We start from the raw sequence: 15,710 nt of genomic DNA, 5'->3' as shown, positions 1-15,710 counted from the left end.
TGGCCCGGCGGACGGGCCGTGCAACGCAAACAAGAAACCCCGGCAGTGCCGGGGTTCTTCGTTCACAGTCGCCGATCGATCAGGCGGCGTTCTTCATCGTCGCCATGTCGATCACGAAGCGGTAGCGCACATCGTTCTTCGCCATGCGCTCCCAGGCTTCGTTGACGTTCTTGATGTCGATCATCTCGACATCGCTGACGATGCCGTGCTCAGCGCAGAAATCCATCATTTCCTGGGTTTCGGCCATGCCGCCGATCGCCGAGCCGGTCAGGTGCTTGCGGCCGAAGATCACGCTGCCGCCGGTCAGCGGCGGATCCAGTTCGGTCAGCACGCCGACCAGGCACATGGTGGCCTCGCGCTTGAGCAGGCCCATGTACGGGTTGGTGTCATGGCCAACCGGGATGGTGTTGAGCAGGAAGTCGAAGCTGCCGGCGTGCGCCTTCATCTGCGCGGCATCGCGCGAGACCAGCACTTCATCGGCGCCCAGGCGCTTGGCATCGGCACCCTTTTCCGGCGTGGTGGTGATCATCACCACGTGCGCGCCGAGGGCCTTGGCGAACTTCACGCCCATGTGGCCGAGGCCACCGAGGCCGATCACGCCGACCTTCTGGCCCGGGCCGACCTTCCAGTGGCGCAGCGGCGACCAGGTGGTGATGCCGGCGCACAGCAGCGGGGCGGCGGCCTTCAGGTCCAGCGTTTCGGACACCTTCACCACGAAGCGCTGCTCGACCACCACGTGGTCGGAATAGCCACCGTAGGTCGGCGCGCCGCTTTCGCGTTCACGGCCGTTGTAGGTCCAGGTCGCGCCTTCGGCGCAGTACTGCTCCAGGTCGTGCTCGCAGGCGTCGCAGTGGCGGCACGAGTCGACCATGCAGCCCACGCCGGCGTGGTCGCCCACCTTGAAGCGGGTGACGTTGCTGCCGACCTCGGTGACGCGGCCGATGATCTCGTGGCCCGGCACCATCGGGTAGATCGAGCCACCCCAGTCGTCGCGGGCCTGGTGCAGGTCGGAGTGGCAGATGCCGCTGTAGAGGATCTCGATACGTACATCGTCCGGGCCGACGGCGCGGCGTTCGAACTCGTAGGGGATCAGCGGGTCGGTATGTGAATGGGCGGCGTAACCACGGGCGAGGGACATGGGGAATCCTTGGCAGGGTTTGTCGAAAGGCGCTTTACAATACGCCCCGTACCCAGTGGCAAAAAGCCCGGATATCGGCATGATTCATCAAGTGAAACTGCACAATCATGGCCACTGACAATCTCTCCCACCTGGCCGCGTTCGCCGCAGTCGCCCGCCACCGCAGCTTCCGCCGTGCCGGCGCCGAGCTGGCGCTGTCGACCTCGGCGGTGAGTTATGCGATCCGCGCGCTGGAAGAACGGTTGGGGGTGGGCCTGTTCCATCGCACCACCCGCAGCGTGGCCCTGACCGAGGCCGGGCAGCGCCTGCTGGAGCGCCTGCAGCCGGCCTTGGGGCAGGTGCACGATGCGTTGGAGGAGATGAACCAGTTCCGTGCCGCACCGGCCGGCCTGCTGCGCATCAATGCCACCCGTGCGGCGGTGGCGACACAGCTGGGACCACGGCTGGCGCGCTTCCTGCACGCCCATCCCGACGTGCGGGTGGAGCTGACCGAGAACGACGGCCTGGTCGACATCGTCGCCGAGGGCTACGACGCCGGCGTGCGCCTGCACGAGTTCGTACCCGAGGACATGGTGGCAGTGCCGATGGGGCCACCACTGCGCGGGCTGATTGTCGGATCGCCGGAGTATCTGCGGCGGCATCCCGCGCCACAGCATCCGCGCGATCTCGCTGCACACGAATGCATCCGCTTCCGCTTCGCCAGCGGGCATCTGTACAAGTGGCAGTTCGAGCGCGGTGGGCAGGCGCTGGAGATCGACGTGCCCGGACGGCTGACGCTGGGCGAGCAGGGCACCGTGGTCGGCGCGGTACTCGATGGCATCGGCCTGGCCTACGTGCTGGAAGACACCGCGCGGCCCTACATCGAATTGGGGCAGATGGTGGCGGTGCTGGAAGACTGGAGCGAGCCGTTCGCCGGCTTCGCGCTGTACTACCCGAAGCAGCGGCAGATGCCCGGTGCGCTGCGTGCGTTCGTGGATATGCTGCGCGAGTGAATCGCGGTGGATGGCGCAGTGCCGTCCAATGACCGGCTCCAACGAGAGCTTTCCGAGTGGATCCGCGCCATGCGGGGATGGCGTTCACCCGCTAGAGTGAGTCTTCTCAACAAAAGGACGTCATTGAGCATGCTCGCCGATCTCGAACAGGCTTCCGGCCAGACCTTCCCGCCGTTGTTCCGCCAGCTGGTGGAAGACAACCGTTTCAGCTGGGGCGAGCAGGGCCCGAACTGGTACCGCACGGTGTTCCCGCAGGTGCAGCCGCAGCCGCCGGTACTGCTGTATGCCAACGACTATGAACCGATCGAGCCGAGCGAACTGCGCGCAGCGTGGGAAGATCTGACTGCCGAAGATCATTACAACCCGCTGCGCGATGACCTGAAACTGCTGCCGTTCGCGCGCACCGGCGCGGGTGATCATTACTGTTTCTGGACCAATGCACCGGGTTCCAGCGAGTCGCCGGTGCTGCTGGTCTGGCATGACGATGATCGCGCCGATCTGCTGGCCGCGAACTTCCAGGACTTCCTGTTCCGCAAGATGGCCGAAGCGGTGGTGGAGCTGGAGGAAGAGGAGTCGCTGCTTTCGGAGGGCGATATCGGAACCAATCTGCAGGCTTGGCTCGGTACCCATCGTGGCTGGCTGCGAGGGGACCAGGTAGCGGCGCTGGAGGCATTGTATGCACGCGTGGATGACATCACTGCGGGTGAGATCAGTGACGAGGACGTGCAGCCGCTGCTGCAGCTGATCGCGTTCGACGGTATCGACAGCGAAATGCCCTACGTGCAGGCGTGACCTGATCCGAAGCGCTGCCGGTAGAACCTCGCCATGCGTGGATGCGGCCGGCTACGGCACCTGCAGTACGGGTGCCAACAATTCCAGGCAATCACGCAGATGCACCTCTACCGGCGCATCCTCGGCCACCATACCGATCACGCGTTCGCGCAGCGGCTCGGCCACGGCCATCGCCAGGATCAGCCGTGCCATGCACGCGGCATCTCCCTCGCGCAGCAGCCCGCGCTGCTGCTGACGCGCCAGCCAGTCGGCCAGCAGCGCACGGCCGCGTTCGATGCCATTGTCCAGATAGGCCTGCAGCAGCGCGTCCTTGCCGGGAAAGTCGGTGGCCAGCAGGCGGAATACCTGCACTGCCTGCGCCGACAGTGCCTGCGCGCACACCGCGTGCAGGATGGCCCGCAGCAACGGCATCACCTCATCGGCGTCGTGCGCATCGCGCTGCAACTGCGGCGCGAAGCCGTCGGTCCACTCGCGCACGGCCAACCCGACCAGTTCTTCGCGGTTGCTGGCGTGGCGGTACACGGTCTTCTTCGCTACCCCGGCGTGCGCCGCCACCGCTTCGATGGTGGTGGCCTCGTAACCCTGTGCCAGCAGCAGCTCCAGCGTGGCCTGCAGCACGGCGTGGCGGACTTCGGCTTCCGGCCGCGCAGGGCGGCCGCGGCGGCGGATTGGTGAGGGTGGCTCGGGCAGGGTGGTGCTGTTCATTGCGCCCATCTTACCGCATTCGGATAATTGCGAAACGAAGAGCGTTTCCGTATTGTCGGGTCTCCCGACATGCAGGAGACCCCGATGGATACCGCTGTGAACGCCCGCGCCTGGCTGGACCACCACGATCTGCTCGACCCCGCACCGATGCGCTTGGAAACCGGCATCCAGCGCCGCGAAGATGGCACCCTGCTGGTGGCGGTGCGTACCGATCTGCACGGTTGCAAGGGCCGCATGCTGGACTGGTGGTTCACCTTCTTCGAGACCACACAGCACATCCGCTGGTGGCATCCGGTCGATCATGTCGAGCATCGCGGCTGGGACGCGGCCTGGCAGCGCGGACGCAGCTACCACGGTGCCAGCATCCACGCGGTGGAATCGCTGGCCGATATTCCGCCGGTGGCGGCGCGTTTGAAGTTCCATGACCCGCGCACGTTGCTGGTGCCCGAGCGCCTGCAGGTGGCACAGGATGCAGGCGATGTATCGGCAGTGATCGCCGCGCGCATCGGCTTCGGTGACCACGTACGCCTGGATGCAAACGGTGATCCCTGCGACGGGCAGATGCTGCATGTCGCGCGCGATACGCCGTTTGGCTGCGTGCTGCGCAGCCGCTTCGTGCTTGGCCTGGACAGCACCGATCCGCAGCGCGATGCCGACGATGCGGTCGGCCTGGGCCTGCTCAGGCATTGCTACACGGAGTTCAGTTTCCTCTCGCGCCTGCTGCCGTCGCTGTACTACGGCGAGCGCGCCAACGGTGAAGTGGCGCCGTTGCCGTGGTGAACGATGCGCCGGTCACTCGGCCAGCGCGTCGTAGCCTTCGCCACTGAACTGGATCAGGCAGAAGCCGTGGCCGAACGGATCGGCCAGCACGGCGATGCGCCCCCAGCGGCGCTCGCGCACGGACTGCTCAAGCGTCGCCCCGGCCGCAACCGCACGTGCCAGTGCCGCCTCGATGTCATCCACCACCCAGTCCAGGTGCAGCGGCGTCCAATGGCGCTCGTAGTCGCGCACGTCGCCATCATCGGTGGCGGCGCTGCCGGCCTCGTTCTGCAGCAGGTACAGCGGCGTTGGCCCACCGAGCAGCTCCACGGCGCCTGGGCCTAGACGGCGCCCGATGCGCAGGCCGAAGACTCGGATGTAGAAGTCCTCGGCAGCGGCAAGATCGGGGACATCGAGGTTGACGATGAACGATGCGGTGGGCGTATCCATGGGCAGATCCAGTGGATGCGGGTGAGCAGTGTACGCCCGCATCCACGCATCGCGTGGCTCTACTGCGCGCGCGGGTAGTCGAGGTAGCCTGCCTCGCCGCCACCGTAATAGGTATTGCGGTCGGGCGTGGCCAGCGCGACGTTGTGCTGCAGGCGTTCGACCAGATCCGGGTTGGCGATGAACGGCTGGCCGAATGCGGCCAGGTCGATGGTGCCGGCCTCGACCAGCTGCAGGGCGCGTTCGCGGGTCATGCCACCGGCCAGGATCAACGTGCCACCGTAGACCTGCTTGAACTGCTGCAGGAACGCCTCGCCCAGCACCGACTGCCCCGCCTGCAGGTTGTCGTTGAGATGCACATAGGCCAGCCCGCGCTTGCCCAGTTCCTCGGCCAGGTACAGATAGGTGGCTTCGTTGTCGGGGTAGAACGGCATGTCGAAGGTGAGGTTGTTCGGTGCCAGGCGTACGCCGATTCGGTGCGCGCCGATGCGCTGGGCCATCGCATCCACCGTCTCCAGGATCAATCGCGCGCGGTTCGGCAGCGAGCCGCCGTAGCGGTCCTCGCGTTCGTTGATGAGCGGGTTGAGGAACTGCTCGAACAGGTAGCCGTTGGCGGCATGCAGTTCGATGCCATCGAAGCCGGCAGCGATGGCGTTGTCGGCGCCGCGTGCGAAGTCGTCAATGATGCCGGGGATCTCCGCAGTCTCCAGTGCACGTGCCGGGGTGGGATCGGCGTGGCCTCGGCTGCCGTCGTCCAGGTACACGAACGAGGTGTTCTTCGGTGCGCTGGCCACCGGGCGGGTACCGGCGCTGACCGGTTGTCCGCCCTCAGGCTGCAGCGAGGCATGCGACATGCGGCCGACGTGCCAGAGCTGGGCGAAGATCGTGCCCTGCGCGGCATGCACCGCCTCGGTGACGAGCTTCCACCCGGCCACCTGCTCGGCCGACCAGATACCCGGCACGTCGATGTAGCCCTGGCCCTGCGGCGAGACCGGCGTGCCTTCGCTGATGATCAGGCCGGCGCTGGCACGCTGCCGGTAATACTGCGCGGTGAGCGCGTTGGCGATCGCGCCGGGATTGCGGGCGCGGGTCATCGGCGCCATTGCGATGCGGTTGCGCAGGGCGGTTCCTGACAGGTCGATCGGGCGGAAGAGGGCGGTGGTCATGTCGGTCATCTCGGTGCGGGGGAGAGGCGCCAGCGGCGCGATGCACACAGGATGGAGTTGACATGCAGGCGCATAAAGCGCTTCGATCTCCCTTGGTGCGGGACTATTTGTCCCCAATGGAGTGCGAACGATGCTGCCGCTGGAATCCTTGAATGGCCTGGTGACGTTCGTCACGACCGCACGCTCGGGCAGCTTCACCGAGGCGGCAGACGCGCTGGGCATCTCGCGCTCGGCGGTGGGCAAGGCCATCGCCCGTCTGGAAGCGCGGCTGGCGGTGCGCCTGTTCCATCGCACTACGCGGCGCATCGCACTGACCACTGATGGCGAGGCGTACTACGCCTCCTGTGCGGCGGCGCTGGAAGAAATCTCCGCGGCCGAGGCCTGTCTGGGTTCGGCGGGCCTGCCCAGCGGGCGGCTGCGCATTGACATGCCGTCCTCGTTCGGGCGGCTGGTGGTGCTGCCGGTGCTGCTGCGGTTGTGCCGCCAGTATCCGGACCTGCAGTTGACGATGACCTTCACCGATCACTTCGTCGATCCGGTCGAAGAGGGCATCGACCTGCTGATCCGTTTCGGTGGGCTGCACCAGGCCGAGCACCTGGTCGCGCGCCGGCTGGGGCGCCAGCGCCTGGTCACCTGCGCATCGCCGGCGTACCTGCAGGCGCATGGCGTGCCGCGCACGGTGCAGGAACTGGCGCAGCACCGCAGCATCGTCGGCTTCCGCCACGGGCAACCGATCTGGTGGCGGATCGGCAGCGAGGAGGACGAGGGAACGTTCATTCCCAGTGCGCCCTATCAACTCAACGATGGCGACGCGGTGATCGAAGCGGCCATCGCCGGCCTCGGCATCTGCCAGATGCCCATTTCACTGGTGCGCCGCCATCTCGATTCCGGCGTGCTGCAATCGGTGCTGGACGAACACATGCAGCGGCACATCGACATCCATGCGCTGTGGCCACCGACGCGCCACCTGCGGCCGAAGGTGCGCTACGTGGTGGATGAGCTGACCCGGTTGGCGGAACAAGGTCTGTTTGATTGAGCGGGGCCCGTACACCGGGCCCCGCCTGTGGAAACGCTGCGCCAGGCCTACTTGAAGTTGTAGCGCAGGCTGGCCATGTAGCGACGGCCCAGTGCATCCAGTACATACGGGAACGGCCCGATGTCATCGCCCACGTTGATCACCGACAACGTCACGCGCGCGGCGTCGGTGATGCGGTAGGTGACGTTGGCGTCCCAGGTGGTCCAGCTGTCGCGGTAGAAGTACTGACGGCTTTCCGGGGTATCGGTCATCGTGTACTGGGCGCGGCTGGTGTAGTTGGAGGCCACGCCGTAGTTCCAGTTGCCGATGCGATGCTGGGCCGTCCAACGGAACTGGCGCTTGGGCTCGTTGAAGCTGCCCGCCTGTTCGACGAACGGCACGTCCCGGTTCGCGGCCTGGCCACGGTTCTTCGGCATGTAGCCGTAGAAGTCCAGGTCCAGTACGCCGAAGCGCGACAGGTCCCAACGGTAGCCGACTTCGGCGGTCCAGCCACGGAACATCAGCACCGGGCCGTTGCCATACTCGGTCTTGATGCTGGTAGCCACGCCGGTGTTCGGATCACGCGTCACCAGGCTGCAGAAGCGGTTGGCGTTGGGCACGTTGGCGGCGTTGAAGTCGGCAGTGTCGAAGCAACCGGTGATGATGTCGTTGGCGCTCAGCGACGTGATCACGTTGTTGATCTTGATGTCATACCAGTCGGCAGCGACGCGCAGGCCCGGGATCCATTCTGGGGCGAACACGATGCCGGCCGTCCACGACTTCGCCGTTTCGTTCTGCAGGCGGGTGCTGCCGTTGGTCGAACCCAGCGTATTGGTCGGCTGCTGGCGGAAGGTGTTCGGATCGGCACCCGGGTAGGCGGCGAAGAACGCCTCGCAGTTGCGGCGACGCACCGCCGGATTTGAGCCGCCGCTGATGTTGTCCAGCGAGCACACTTCCGGGATGTTGTAGTAGGCCGGCTGCTGGGTGGTGTAGAGCTCGGCGATGGAGGGCGCGCGTAGTGACTGGGTCTTGTTGCCGCGCAGCTGCAGGCCGGCGATCGGTTCGTACTGGATGCCGTAGGTGAACGCATTGAACGCGCCGGCGACGGAGTTGTCGACGCGGCGGAACTTGGCGGTCAGGTCTAGGCGATGCAGGCCCGGGATATCCCAGTCGGGATTGAACAGCGGTGCCAGCACTTCGGCGAACACTTCGTTGGTGTGGTACTTGCCCTCGGCCGCCTGGGTCGGCACCGAACGGCCCTGGCCCAGGCGCTGGTACTCGCTGGGGGTGAAGGAGCCTTCTTCGCGGCGGTGCTCGAAGCCGGCCGCCGCGGACAGCTCGCCGCCGGGAAGATCGAACAGGCCGCCGGATACCGACGCATTGATGACGGTCTGGCGGGTCTGCGCCTTGGCCACGGTCCGGGTGGAGACATAGTCCAGGGCTTCGCGCGACGCCTGGTTCTCGCCGAACAGATTCAGCGGGCGGCAGTTCGCATCGGCCGTGGTGCCCGGGCGGGTGGCATCACAGATGATGCGCCCGCTGGCGTCGGTGGTGACGTTGATCGCATTGATGAAGTTCTGCTGGATCAGGCCGGTGCCGAGGTAGTCGAAGTCACCGCGGCCGTGGGTGACGCTGGCTTCCCAGTTGAAGCTGCGTTTTCCGACCTCGAAGAAGCCGTTCAGGCCGAGCACCGCACGGGTCAGGCGGGTCTCGGTGCTGGCGTTGTTCATCGACAGGTCGCGCGAAGATCGCGACAGGCGGAACGAGGTGATGCCGTTGTCGGCGAGGATCTTGCGGGTTTCCGCACTGAGGAACGGATTGCTGGCGCTGAAGGTCAGTGCACCGCTGGCGGTACCGCCGCCGTCCAGGCGCGCATTGCCGAAGGACACCGCGTTGTAGACGTTCTGGTCGAGGGTTTCGCGGGCGGTCGCTTCGTATCGCGAAAGTTCGAAGAAGCCACGCACGTTGTCGGTGAAGTCGAAGCTGCCGGTGGAGAACACCGAGCGTCGTTCGAGGTCGGCGATCAGCGGCACCGTCTCGAACAGGTTCAGGCCGTCACCGCCGGAGGCGTTGCCGCCCGCGTAGCTGGTGCCGGGATTGAACTCGACCAGCTTGCCCTCGTTGTTGAACTGCCACAGTTTGTCTTTGTTCGGGCCGAAGCCAAGGATGTCGCCCAGGCCGTTGCGCGTGTAGCTGCCGGTCGCCGGCATCACCAGGCCACCGAAGGTCATGCTGGCAATGCGCCGGTTGCGGATCCAGACCTGGTCGGGGATACCATCGCGGGGCCCGGTGTTGAACGGAATGCTGCCGTCGATGCGGCCATCATTGGTCGGCCGGCGCAGGGGCTGGGCAGTGGCATTGGCCGCCGTGGGATTGGCCTGCAGGCTGTAGCCCTGGCGGTAGAAATCGCGTTGCAGCGCGTTCACCCCATCGGCGTTGTCCAGTTCCGCCGCCACCACAATGTGGCCACGGCCATCAGCGAAGTCGGTACCGAAGATGGCCGACCAGGAGTAGCGCTCGTTGTCGTTCTTGCTGGTCCTGCCGTAGCCCAGCTCGACTTCGGCACCCTCGAACCGGTCGCGCAGGATGATGTTGTTGACGCCGGAGATCGCATCCGAGCCATAGGTGGGGGCACCGCCAACGCTCAGGCTTTCAATGCGTTGCACCATGACGCTGGGAATGGCGTTCATGTCGACCTGGATGCCCGAGCCGCCGCCGGCTCCGAAGATGGTGGGCGGTGTAGAGGTGACGAAGCGGCGTCCATTGACCAGGGTCAGCAGGCGATTGCTGCCCAGCCCGAACTTGCTGGCGAAGTTGACGCCTGCACCGAAGCCGGCCTGGTCGCCGCGCGAACTGACGCCGGCACTGACCCCGGGAATCCGGGTCAGGGCATCGATGAGGTTGGTGTCGCCATAGTTCTCGATCGATTCACGGCTGACCACCGCGGCGGGCTCGAGCGTGTCGAAACCGGCGCGGTAGATGCGCGAGCCGGTGACGGTCATCCGGTCCAGCTGCACGGGGGTCTTGCTGCTGGCGGGCTCGGCCTTCTGTTCCTGTGTGGCGGCCTGCTGCGCCATGGCCGGTGCGGCGGCCACCAGCACCAATGCCGAACCCAGCGCGACAGACAAGCGACTGCGGGCGAACAACGGTCGGTACATGATTTCTCCCTGGTCACGCCAATGTGACTCAGGGGTAAACGCAGGGTCGAATGCGACACCCTACGTCATGAAAAAGTAACAAATGAGTATATTTATTGTTCATTCATATTCTGGGCTGATCTGTCCCTGGGGCATGCCTCGGCAGCACCAGATGGCTTCATTCGCCCCTCTGTGTATACTATCCCCCAGTATAGTTTCGATGTGGCCCCGCCATGCCGCACTCCCCCGAAGAGAAGAAGAAGGTCCTGGCCCGCGTGCGCCGCATCCGCGGCCAGTGCGATGCGCTGGATCGCGCGCTGGAAGCCGGTGCCGACTGCGGGCCGGTGCTGCAGCAGATCGCCGCCATCCGTGGCGCGGTCAATGGCCTGATGTCCGAGGTGATGGAGGCCCATCTGCGCGAGGAGTTCGGGCAACCCGCTGCCTCAGACGAACAACGCGCCGAACGCGTGCGCGACATGAGCGCGTTGATCCGCTCGTACCTGAAATAAGCATCGGCGCCATATCGCGCCGATCGTCCTGCCATTCCCTTTCCGCCTGATCCTGGAGAAGCCACCATGAAGTCCCGTGCCGCCGTCGCCTTTGGTCCCGGCCAGCCGCTGCAGATCGTCGAGATCGACGTCGCCCCGCCGAAGAAGGGCGAGGTGCTGGTCAAGATCACCCACACCGGTGTCTGCCACACCGATGCCTTCACCCTGTCCGGCGATGATCCGGAAGGCCTGTTCCCGGTGGTGCTGGGCCATGAAGGCGCCGGCATCGTGGTGGAGGTCGGTGAGGGCGTGACCAGCGTCAAGCCCGGCGACCACGTGATTCCGCTGTACACCGCCGAGTGTGGCGAGTGCCTGTTCTGCAAGAGCGGCAAGACCAACCTGTGCGTGTCGGTGCGTGCCACCCAGGGCAAGGGCGTGATGCCCGACGGCACCAGCCGCTTCAGCTACAACGGCGAGCCGCTGTACCACTACATGGGTTGCTCGACCTTCAGCGAGTACACCGTGGTGGCCGAAGTCTCGCTGGCGAAGATCAATCCGGACGCGAACCCGGAGCACGTCTGCCTGCTCGGTTGTGGCGTCACCACCGGCATCGGCGCGGTGCACAACACCGCCAAGGTGCAGGAAGGCGACAGCGTGGCGGTGTTCGGCCTGGGTGGCATCGGCCTGGCGGTGATCCAGGGTGCGCGCCAGGCCAAGGCCGGCCGCATCATCGCGGTGGACACCAACCCGTCCAAGTTCGAACTGGCGCGCGAATTCGGCGCCACCGACTGCATCAACCCGAAGGACTACGACAAGCCGATCCAGCAGGTCATCGTCGAGATGACCACCTGGGGCGTGGACCACAGCTTCGAGTGCATCGGCAACGTCAACGTGATGCGCGCGGCGCTGGAATGCGCGCACCGTGGCTGGGGCCAGAGCGTGGTGATCGGCGTGGCCGGTTCCGGCCAGGAGATCTCCACCCGTCCGTTCCAGCTGGTGACCGGGCGCAAGTGGATGGGCACCGCCTTCGGCGGCGTGAAGGGCCGCAGCCAGTTGCCGGGCATGGTGGAGGACGCGATGAAGGGCGATATCGAACTGGCACCGTTCGTCACCCACACCATGGACCTGGACAAGATCAACGAAGCCTTCGACCTGATGCACGAAGGCAAGTCGATCCGTTCGGTGGTCCACTACTGAGCCGCGTCATGGGCTGGCTGGATGCTCTGCGCCGGCCGCGTGCGGAAGACCCGCGCGCGGCCCTGGTGGCTCCGATCGAGCAGGCGTTGCGTGCGCTGGGCTGGGTAGTGGGGGAGGTGGGGCCACCGCGTGCGGTGACCTCGGCCTTCGGCAGCGACGATGGCATGCCGTTCGAGCAGTGGCTTGCGCAGGTATTCCTGCCGCGCCTTCATGAGGCGCGCGCAGCCGGACAGTGGCCGCCGCGCAGCGATGTGGCCGTGGCGGCCTGGCGCAATCTTGATGGCCAGCCTGGCGTCGAATCGTTGCTGCGCCTGCTGGCGCAGCTGGATGAACGGATCAACAAAGGCATCCACGCCGCGCTTGGATAAGCCGACCAAGGTCGGCATCTACCAGAAGCACGCGTGCGCTGACGCGCCGCGCAGGAGAGCACCATGGAACGCATTGAACACCGCGCCTGTTTCGGCGGATGGCAGGACGTCTACCGCCATCATTCCACCACGCTGGGCTGCGACATGCAGTTCGCCGTGTACCTGCCGCCGCAGGCGGAAACGCAGAAACTGCCGGTGCTTTACTGGCTGAGCGGGCTGACCTGCACCGAGCAGAACGTCATCACCAAGGCGGGCGCGCAGCGCTACGCGGCCGAGCATGGCGTGATCATCGTCGCGCCCGATACCAGCCCACGCGGCGATGACGTGGCCGATGCCGAGGGCTATGACCTGGGCAAGGGGGCGGGGTTCTACCTCAATGCCACCCGTGCACCGTGGGCGAAGCACTACCGCATGCACGACTACGTGGCGCAGGAACTGCCGGCACTGATCGAGGCGAATTTCCCGGTCACCGATGCGCGCGGCATCAGCGGCCACTCGATGGGCGGTCACGGTGCGCTGGTGATCGCGCTGCGCAACCCGGGGCGCTACCGCAGCGTGTCGGCGTTCTCGCCGATCGTTGCGCCCAGCCACGTGCCGTGGGGGCAGAAGGCCTTCCACGCCTACCTGGGCGACAACCCGGCGGACTGGGCGCAGTGGGATGCCAGCGAACTGGTCGCCGTGGCCACTGAGCGCCTGCCGTTGCTGGTCGACCAGGGCCAGGCGGACGAATTCCTGCAGACCCAGCTGCAACCGCAGCGCCTGCAGCAGGCCTGTGATGCCGCCGGCCATCCGCTGACCCTGCGCCTGCAGCCGGGCTACGACCACAGCTACTACTTCATCGCCAGTTTCATCGGCGAGCACATCGCCCACCACGCCCGCGCCCTGCACGGCTGACGGCTTTCCGGTTGTGCCGGCCGCTGGCCGGCAACCTGCAGCCCTGTGATTCCCCGGGATTGCCGGCCAGCGGCCGGCACTCCCATGGCGGGGCACGCGAAGTGTCGTATTTGCTGTATTGGATCACGTGGCCGTGGCGCGAGCGGGGCTATCGTGCGCCCATACGGCCTTGCGGATCGGGGGATGCATGCCGGTAGTGCTGGCGCTGCTGTATGTGCTCTGCCACGGCCTGGTCGTGGCCCTGTGGTCGGGTCCGGCCGGTGCGGGTTCCTTCGGGTTCCTCACGGGTGCCCCGTTGCTGGCGGCGGCGGCCTGCCTGTGGCGGGCGCGCCGCGACCGTGCCGCGCTCGGCTGGCGCGCCACCGCCCTGGCGCTGCTGCTCTGGGCGGGTGGCATGGCCGTCAACATGATCGATGCGCTCGGTGCCGGCCGTGCCGATGTCACGCCGCAGGCCAGCCTGTTCCTGTATGTGCTGTACGGCGTGCCGCTGGTGTTCATCCTGGCCCGTGCACGCCGCGAGCGGCTGAGCATCAGCCTGATCGACGCGGCGATGGCCGCGTTGCTGGGCGTGCTGTTCTTCGTGCATGCGCAGTCGTTCGCCGCGCGCGTCGACATCGACGACCACGCGTTGTCCAACATGCAGCGCATGTTCGATATCCAGAATCTGTGCATTGCCGGGTTTGCGGTGGTGCGCTGGCTGGTGGGAGACGTTCCGGAGCGGCGCAACTTCTTCCGCGCGCTGGCGATCTACGCGGTGGGCTACCTGATGGTGGCGTACTACATCAACCACTACACCTCGGAACAGTCCTTCGGTGCCTACAACGATCTGCTGATCGACCTGCCGTTCCTGCTGCTGGCGTTGCTGGCGATGAGCCAGGCGCCTGCGCCGACGTTCGTGATGCACCCGAGGCTGGGCAGAACGGTGCAGGCGGCGGGGCCGATGATCCTGCCATTGCTGCTGCTGGTGGTCGGTACCCTGGTGGTTGATCATGCGCGGCCGCTGGCGGTCACTGGCTTCGTGGTGGCAACGCTGGGCTTCGGCGTGCGCAGCATCCTGTTGCAGGTGGACCTGATGGAACGGCAGGCATCGCTGGACCAGCTCGCTCGGCAGGATGGCCTGACCGGTGTGGCCAACCGGCGTGAGTTCGATGCACTGCTGCTGGCGGAATGGAACCGTGCGCGGCGCAGCGGCACCGAGCTGGGCCTGCTGCTGGTGGATATCGACCACTTCAAGGCCTTCAACGACCGCCACGGACATCCGGCCGGGGACCGCTGCCTGCAGGCCGTGGCCACGGTCCTGAAGATCAGTGCCGGCCGTGCCGGTGACAGTGTTGCCCGTTACGGCGGCGAGGAATTTGCGGTGATCGTGCCCGGAAGCCCGCTGTCGGGCGTGCTGGCGCTGGCCGAGCGCCTGCGTGAGGCGGTGGCGGCGCTGCCACTGCCGGAAGGGTCGGTCAGTATCAGCATCGGCGTGGGCTACCTGCACCCGCCGGCTCTGGCCAGCGCGGATCAGTTGCTGGCGGATGCCGATGCCGGCCTGTACGCCGCCAAGCGTGCCGGTCGCAACCAGGTGATCCTGCATGCGCACGTGCTCGACGACGAAGGCAGTGCGCACGGCAGGATGGATTGCTGAGCGCGCCGGGTGCCCGGTCCCCGTGCGTGATTACGCACGGGCGGCGCGGCCGGGTCAGCGCTGCCGCAACCAGCCAGTGGGATCGAGCAGCCTCAGCCCGACCGGTGACAAAGAGCGCTGGCGCAACGGCAGGTTTGCCGCCTGCACGGCCATCGCACAGCGCGCCAGCTGCTGGCGCAACGGTGCCAGCGTGTCATCTTCGCGCGGGCGTGCATGCCGCCACTGGGCGATGCGCAGCAGGCAGACCAGCAGGTCCAGTTCGCTGGCCGCGATGAACGGTGAGCCAGCGGGCAGCAGGTCGATCGGGGCGGTGGGCGTGGCCAGCAGCGGCAGCAGGCCGACGAACGCGTCGCAGCCTTCGGGATCAATACCGAGGCTGCTCAGCTGGGCGAGTCCATCGGCCTGTTGATCAGGATCGTGCAGCTGGCGTATCGCCGCCAGCAGTGCCTGTTCGCCGCGGCCGAACTGGCGGCCGAAGGCGCGGTAGTTGACGCGGGTGGGAAACAACGGGGAACGGGAGGCCATGGTTGCTAGGGTTGTGGGTCGCGGGTTTCCACCAGCACGGGACAGGGCGCGTGGTCGATGGTCCATTGCCCGATCGAGGGTTCGAACAGGCGTTCCAGGCGGGACAGGTGGCGGTGGCCGATGACGATCAGGTCGCACTTCAGGCGCCGGGCCTGCTCGCTGATCACTTCGCCCGGGTCACCCGAGGGAATCTGCGCGATGGCGTCGACGCCGCGCTCGCGCAGCTCGGCCAGGGCTTCGGCCAGCACCGCTTCGGCCCGCGAGCGCTGGCGGGCGGCTTCCGGGTACTCGATGCGGTCGGCTTCGCTGGCATCGGCCGCCAGCGCGAATTCGGGGTCGAGCACGCACAGCAGGTGCAGGCGGCTGTGGGGGCCGGCGATGGCTGCGGCCAGGTCCAGCACGCGTGCGTGCTGGGGGCCACCGTCCAGGGCGACCAGCAGGGTATTGAACATGG

At 66.5% G+C, this 15,710-nt stretch carries 16 protein-coding genes; 9 read left to right on the top strand and 7 right to left on the bottom strand.

The features are described from left to right. Nucleotides 1–79: 79 nt before the first annotated feature. Nucleotides 80–1,138, bottom strand: coding sequence for an NAD(P)-dependent alcohol dehydrogenase (locus tag ACZK2R_RS19575; RefSeq protein ID WP_032129891.1), 1,059 nt, complete (start codon nucleotides 1,136–1,138; stop codon nucleotides 80–82). A 107-nt stretch (nucleotides 1,139–1,245) separates the two neighbouring features. Here ACZK2R_RS19575 and ACZK2R_RS19570 point away from each other — a divergent pair, with 107 nt between their 5' ends. Further along, nucleotides 1,246–2,130 carry a LysR family transcriptional regulator gene (locus tag ACZK2R_RS19570; protein WP_478487535.1) on the top strand — a complete coding sequence of 295 codons (885 nt, stop codon included), beginning with the start codon at nucleotides 1,246–1,248 and terminating at the stop codon, nucleotides 2,128–2,130. Between the two features lie 129 nt (nucleotides 2,131–2,259). Next, complete coding sequence (locus ACZK2R_RS19565) at nucleotides 2,260–2,922, top strand: SMI1/KNR4 family protein (protein ID WP_258015830.1); 663 nt, start codon at nucleotides 2,260–2,262, stop codon at nucleotides 2,920–2,922. 51 nt (nucleotides 2,923–2,973) lie between these two features. Here the strand turns inward: ACZK2R_RS19565 and ACZK2R_RS19560 are convergent, their stop codons facing one another. After that, nucleotides 2,974–3,636: a TetR/AcrR family transcriptional regulator gene (locus ACZK2R_RS19560; RefSeq protein ID WP_180838632.1), complete on the bottom strand. Its 663-nt coding sequence runs from the start codon at nucleotides 3,634–3,636 to the stop codon at nucleotides 2,974–2,976. 75 nt (nucleotides 3,637–3,711) lie between these two features. On the opposite strand from ACZK2R_RS19560, the gene ACZK2R_RS19555 reads away from it, so the two are divergent. Continuing rightward, nucleotides 3,712–4,407 (top strand): DAPG hydrolase family protein, encoded by a 696-nt coding sequence (locus tag ACZK2R_RS19555; protein ID WP_180838631.1) that lies wholly within the window; start codon nucleotides 3,712–3,714, stop codon nucleotides 4,405–4,407. 12 nt (nucleotides 4,408–4,419) lie between these two features. Here ACZK2R_RS19555 and ACZK2R_RS19550 read toward each other — a convergent pair whose 3' ends face one another. Both ACZK2R_RS19550 and ACZK2R_RS19545 read right to left on the bottom strand, forming a co-directional pair. Beyond that, on the bottom strand, nucleotides 4,420–4,836 hold the full coding sequence (locus ACZK2R_RS19550) for a VOC family protein (protein ID WP_180838630.1): 417 nt from the start codon (nucleotides 4,834–4,836) through the stop codon (nucleotides 4,420–4,422). A gap of 59 nt (nucleotides 4,837–4,895) precedes the next feature. Beyond that, nucleotides 4,896–5,999 (bottom strand): alkene reductase, encoded by a 1,104-nt coding sequence (locus ACZK2R_RS19545; protein ID WP_180838629.1) that lies wholly within the window; start codon nucleotides 5,997–5,999, stop codon nucleotides 4,896–4,898. A 130-nt stretch (nucleotides 6,000–6,129) separates the two neighbouring features. Here ACZK2R_RS19545 and ACZK2R_RS19540 point away from each other — a divergent pair, with 130 nt between their 5' ends. Continuing rightward, nucleotides 6,130–7,035 carry a LysR family transcriptional regulator gene (locus tag ACZK2R_RS19540; protein ID WP_180838628.1) on the top strand — a complete coding sequence of 302 codons (906 nt, stop codon included), beginning with the start codon at nucleotides 6,130–6,132 and terminating at the stop codon, nucleotides 7,033–7,035. A gap of 47 nt (nucleotides 7,036–7,082) precedes the next feature. Here ACZK2R_RS19540 and ACZK2R_RS19535 read toward each other — a convergent pair whose 3' ends face one another. Next, nucleotides 7,083–10,172: a TonB-dependent receptor domain-containing protein gene (locus ACZK2R_RS19535; RefSeq protein WP_121504397.1), complete on the bottom strand. Its 3,090-nt coding sequence runs from the start codon at nucleotides 10,170–10,172 to the stop codon at nucleotides 7,083–7,085. 212 nt (nucleotides 10,173–10,384) lie between these two features. Between ACZK2R_RS19535 and frmR the strand changes: the two genes are divergently transcribed. The 5 genes from frmR to ACZK2R_RS19510 all read left to right on the top strand — a co-directional run bounded on the left by frmR (nucleotide 10,385) and on the right by ACZK2R_RS19510 (nucleotide 14,731). Continuing rightward, entirely contained in the window at nucleotides 10,385–10,660 is a 276-nt protein-coding gene (gene frmR / locus ACZK2R_RS19530) for a formaldehyde-responsive transcriptional repressor FrmR (RefSeq protein ID WP_005411009.1), read from the top strand. A 66-nt stretch (nucleotides 10,661–10,726) separates the two neighbouring features. Then, nucleotides 10,727–11,836: an S-(hydroxymethyl)glutathione dehydrogenase/class III alcohol dehydrogenase gene (locus tag ACZK2R_RS19525; RefSeq protein ID WP_012512082.1), complete on the top strand. Its 1,110-nt coding sequence runs from the start codon at nucleotides 10,727–10,729 to the stop codon at nucleotides 11,834–11,836. A gap of 8 nt (nucleotides 11,837–11,844) precedes the next feature. Further along, nucleotides 11,845–12,204 (top strand): YqcC family protein, encoded by a 360-nt coding sequence (locus ACZK2R_RS19520; RefSeq protein ID WP_180838627.1) that lies wholly within the window; start codon nucleotides 11,845–11,847, stop codon nucleotides 12,202–12,204. 63 nt (nucleotides 12,205–12,267) lie between these two features. Further along, a complete protein-coding gene (gene fghA / locus ACZK2R_RS19515; protein WP_180838626.1) occupies nucleotides 12,268–13,098 on the top strand; it encodes an S-formylglutathione hydrolase in 831 nt (276 codons plus the stop codon). A 187-nt stretch (nucleotides 13,099–13,285) separates the two neighbouring features. Further along, complete coding sequence (locus tag ACZK2R_RS19510; RefSeq protein WP_125895596.1) at nucleotides 13,286–14,731, top strand: GGDEF domain-containing protein; 1,446 nt, start codon at nucleotides 13,286–13,288, stop codon at nucleotides 14,729–14,731. 54 nt (nucleotides 14,732–14,785) lie between these two features. On the opposite strand, the gene ACZK2R_RS19505 is transcribed toward ACZK2R_RS19510, so the two are convergent. After that, nucleotides 14,786–15,256: a hypothetical protein gene (locus ACZK2R_RS19505; RefSeq protein ID WP_049400257.1), complete on the bottom strand. Its 471-nt coding sequence runs from the start codon at nucleotides 15,254–15,256 to the stop codon at nucleotides 14,786–14,788. Between the two features lie 5 nt (nucleotides 15,257–15,261). Next, nucleotides 15,262–15,708 (bottom strand): universal stress protein, encoded by a 447-nt coding sequence (locus ACZK2R_RS19500; RefSeq protein ID WP_032129880.1) that lies wholly within the window; start codon nucleotides 15,706–15,708, stop codon nucleotides 15,262–15,264. Nucleotides 15,709–15,710 lie beyond the last annotated feature (2 nt).

Source organism: Stenotrophomonas sp. 96582_Sma (assembly GCF_056480905.1).
This window is presented reverse-complemented; position numbering and strand designations above follow the sequence as displayed.